4 protein-coding genes are annotated in these 2,799 nt (G+C 69.7%); 1 reads left to right on the forward strand and 3 read right to left on the reverse strand.

All coding sequences use genetic code 11. The features are described from left to right. Positions 1-251 precede the first annotated feature (251 nt). Positions 252-566, reverse strand: coding sequence for an integration host factor, actinobacterial type (gene mihF / locus ABTY56_RS38525; protein ID WP_350634356.1), 315 nt, complete (start codon positions 564-566; stop codon positions 252-254). Between the two features lie 496 nt (positions 567-1,062). Between mihF and ABTY56_RS38530 the strand changes: the two genes are divergently transcribed. Then, on the forward strand, positions 1,063-1,206 hold the full coding sequence (locus ABTY56_RS38530; protein ID WP_350634357.1) for a hypothetical protein: 144 nt from the start codon (positions 1,063-1,065) through the stop codon (positions 1,204-1,206). A 327-nt stretch (positions 1,207-1,533) separates the two neighbouring features. Here the strand turns inward: ABTY56_RS38530 and ABTY56_RS38535 are convergent, their stop codons facing one another. Together ABTY56_RS38535 and ABTY56_RS38540 are read right to left on the reverse strand one after the other, a co-directional pair. Next, positions 1,534-2,070 (reverse strand): PM0498 family protein, encoded by a 537-nt coding sequence (locus ABTY56_RS38535; RefSeq protein ID WP_350634358.1) that lies wholly within the window; start codon positions 2,068-2,070, stop codon positions 1,534-1,536. Between the two features lie 70 nt (positions 2,071-2,140). After that, positions 2,141-2,799, reverse strand: a 659-nt coding sequence (locus ABTY56_RS38540; RefSeq protein WP_350634359.1) for a hypothetical protein, incomplete at its 5' end; no start/stop codon positions are given.

The following is a 2,799-nucleotide window of genomic DNA, read 5'->3' on the forward strand; positions in this document are numbered from 1 at the left end:
CGAAGGGATACTCGCCGTACCTCGTGGCCACGGTGCTGCCGCCTTCGCCGAAGGCCGGTGTGGCCGGCGGATCCGGGTACTACCCGTGCGACGGGGATTCAGCCGGCGCTTCCTGCCGAGTGATCCGGAGCCTGGCACAAGAGAAGCGGAGCGGGGGAGCGGAGAAGGAGGGCCGGGACGGCCGGGCGGTAGCGGCGCGGGGTCGGCCCAGACCATCCGAACGGCGGCGGCAGCAGCGCCCGCGCAGCAGGTCAGTGCTTGAGTGCTTCGAGCAGTGCCGCCTTCTGCCTGCTGCTCAGGCCGCCGATCCTCCTGTCGACGGGGATCTCGGCTTCGTCCATCAGCTTGGCTGCCGTGACCGGCCCGATTCCGGGGAGCGCCTTGACCACTGCCGCGACCTTGGTCTTCTTCACCAGGTCTTCTGTGTCGGCCCGCTTCAGCATCTCGGCCATGCTCACCTTCCCCTTGCGGACCTGCTCCACGAGTTCGGATCGGGCCTTGCGTACCGCGGCGGCCTTGGCCAGCGCTTCCGAGCGCTGCTCAGCGGTCATGGTGGGCAGTGCCATCGGGGACTCCTCGGTCTGTGCGGGATCACGGGCGGGCGCGGCCGCGGTCCCGCACCAGGGTGCGGTGACCGTGACCGGTCCGTGCACGGCTGCCCGGGCCAGGGCCGGAACGCCGGCAGCGACAACGATGCCGAGCCGAACGCCGTGCGCGGCACGCCGCGCCGGGAAACTCCTGCGATCGAGGGACACGCGGGCGCAACGGCCGGGTAACCGCGGCGGATGACGTGGACGAACCACGAGGGGTCCGTTTCGGTGACTATCGGAGTGCCTTCCGGATGTATCGCGAGCGAGAGATGCGCGCCGACGGGTACGTCGTCTCGCACGAGATGACCTCAAGACCCATGAGGAGACCAGCGTGTACGCGGTAATGCGGCAGTACGAAGGGGTGACCGATCCTGCGGAGGCGGGGCGCCGAGTGGCCGAGGGATTCGTGCCCCTCCTTCGCCGGGTTCCCGGATTCGTCGCCTACTACTGGGTTGATGCCGGGGACGGAGTGATGGTCTCCACCAGCGTCTTCGAAGACCAGGCCGGGGCCGACGAGTCGATCCGGACGGCGGCGGGCTTCGTGCGGGACCACCTCGCGACCCTGCTGCCCAACCCTCCCAAGGTCACGGCCGGCCAGGTCGTGGCCGCTGGATAGCGAACCTCCGCAGCGGCTCTGCACGGAACTGCGGGCAGAGCCGGAATCCCGGATCCTCATCACCCGTCGATCGGCGTCCGGTAGCGGCCGACCACCGCCGGGATCCGCGCGTCGCCCGGATCCCGGCGTCCTCATGACCGCCGCGAGGAGCCCGCCTGTCCACCTCTGCCTGTTCGACGCAAGCCCCGCCGACGAACACCAGGGCCACGACCAGGCGGAACAGGTCACGCGCCGCCCGGCACGCCCCGCTGTCAGAAGCGATCACCTCCGCGAGGCGGGGCACACACGCGTCAGCCGAGCGCACTGCGGCGCCTGTCGCTCGAGAGCTCAGCTGCTGGCCGGCGCGAGGTCGATCACGACCACCTTGTCCGTCCGGTAGCTGTCGAGGTCGGGGTTGGTCCACGACTCGCCCGCGCGGATCTGGTGGAACCTGAAGGTCGCGTTGGTTTCGTTGGCGCCGACGATGCAGCGCACCGGGCTCGGGTGATCCAGCTCGGTGATGAGCTGTCGGAGCTCCACCGCGAATGCGATCCCTTGCATCAGCAGGATTCGCTGATCGTCCGCCCCGATCTGCGGTGCGCCGCCGATGATCCGAACATCGACCGGGACGTAGTCCTCCAGGTGGAAGGAGCTGTCAGCGCACTCCCAACCGGTGAGATCTCCGAAGAACGAGGGGGCACCGTCGGCGTTGCCCGTCGAATCGGCCCAGGTGAGCACCTCTCCTCGGCGGGCGATCCCTTGCGCAAGCCGGCCGCGCAGTCCGAGGGCAAGGCCGCCGGGCGGTGTCAGAGCGGCCTGACCGGCAAGCACGCCGAGCATCTCGGCAGCGGCGTCGTTCATCGTCAGCGACAGCATGTGGTTCATGATCGCAGTCAGCGGCTGAACACTCGCCCGGGCCCGTTGCTTGCGGGCCGGGAGAGCTGCCGCGCCCGGATCAGTGGCGAGCCGGCCGACGGCGCTCGATGCGGTCGAGGTCGCCGGTGAGAAGGTCGCTGTGGCTGATGGTGAAGTCTCCGTTGGGCAGGTCATCTCCTTCGCCGTAGTACTGGCCCACGACGGCGTCGGGAAGGAAGGAGCGCAGGCTGTGGCGCATGCTCCCGGGGTAGTCGACGGGTTCGCCCCAGCCGGAGGGAGCCTGGTCGGTGGACAGCAGGACCCAATGATCCACGGGGACGACGGCGTCGAGGTCCGGGACCGTTCCGGTGTGGCTGTCCAGCGCGGGCACCGTCAGCCGGTCGGGGTCGAGCGGCTGGTACCACAGCAACAGGGGCTTGGCGCGCTGTGCATCGGCGTTGTCGAAGCAGCAGACGGCGATGGTGTGGTCGGGGAAGTGGTCGGCGTAGAAGCGCAGGAGGTCCGGGTCGAGGTCCGGCCGCCGGTGTGCGGGCACGTGCCGCAGTGCGACGGGGATCGCGGTGGGGTCGGCGGCCAGGAGCACCGTGTAGACGTCGTGCTCGAAGACCTGGACGGACTCCGGCTCCCCGCTCATCCACGAGATCTGGTCGGCTGACACGGCGATGGGTCGAACGGCGGCGACCATGCGCTCGAGGACGTCGCCGCTGCGTCCGACGGGGAGGAAGTGCTCGGGGGTGA

This window comes from Kitasatospora sp. NPDC097691, from assembly GCF_040302665.1.
Taxonomy (GTDB): domain Bacteria; phylum Actinomycetota; class Actinomycetes; order Streptomycetales; family Streptomycetaceae; genus Kitasatospora.

Excerpts from the sequence above, each read along its gene's own strand:
- mihF (WP_350634356.1), bottom strand. The coding sequence starts at position 566 with ATGGCACTGCCCACCATGACCGCTGAGCAGCGCTCGGAAGCGCTGGCC.
- ABTY56_RS38530 (WP_350634357.1), top strand. The coding sequence starts at position 1,063 with ATGGTCTCCACCAGCGTCTTCGAAGACCAGGCCGGGGCCGACGAGTCG.
- ABTY56_RS38535 (WP_350634358.1), bottom strand. The coding sequence starts at position 2,070 with ATGAACCACATGCTGTCGCTGACGATGAACGACGCCGCTGCCGAGATG.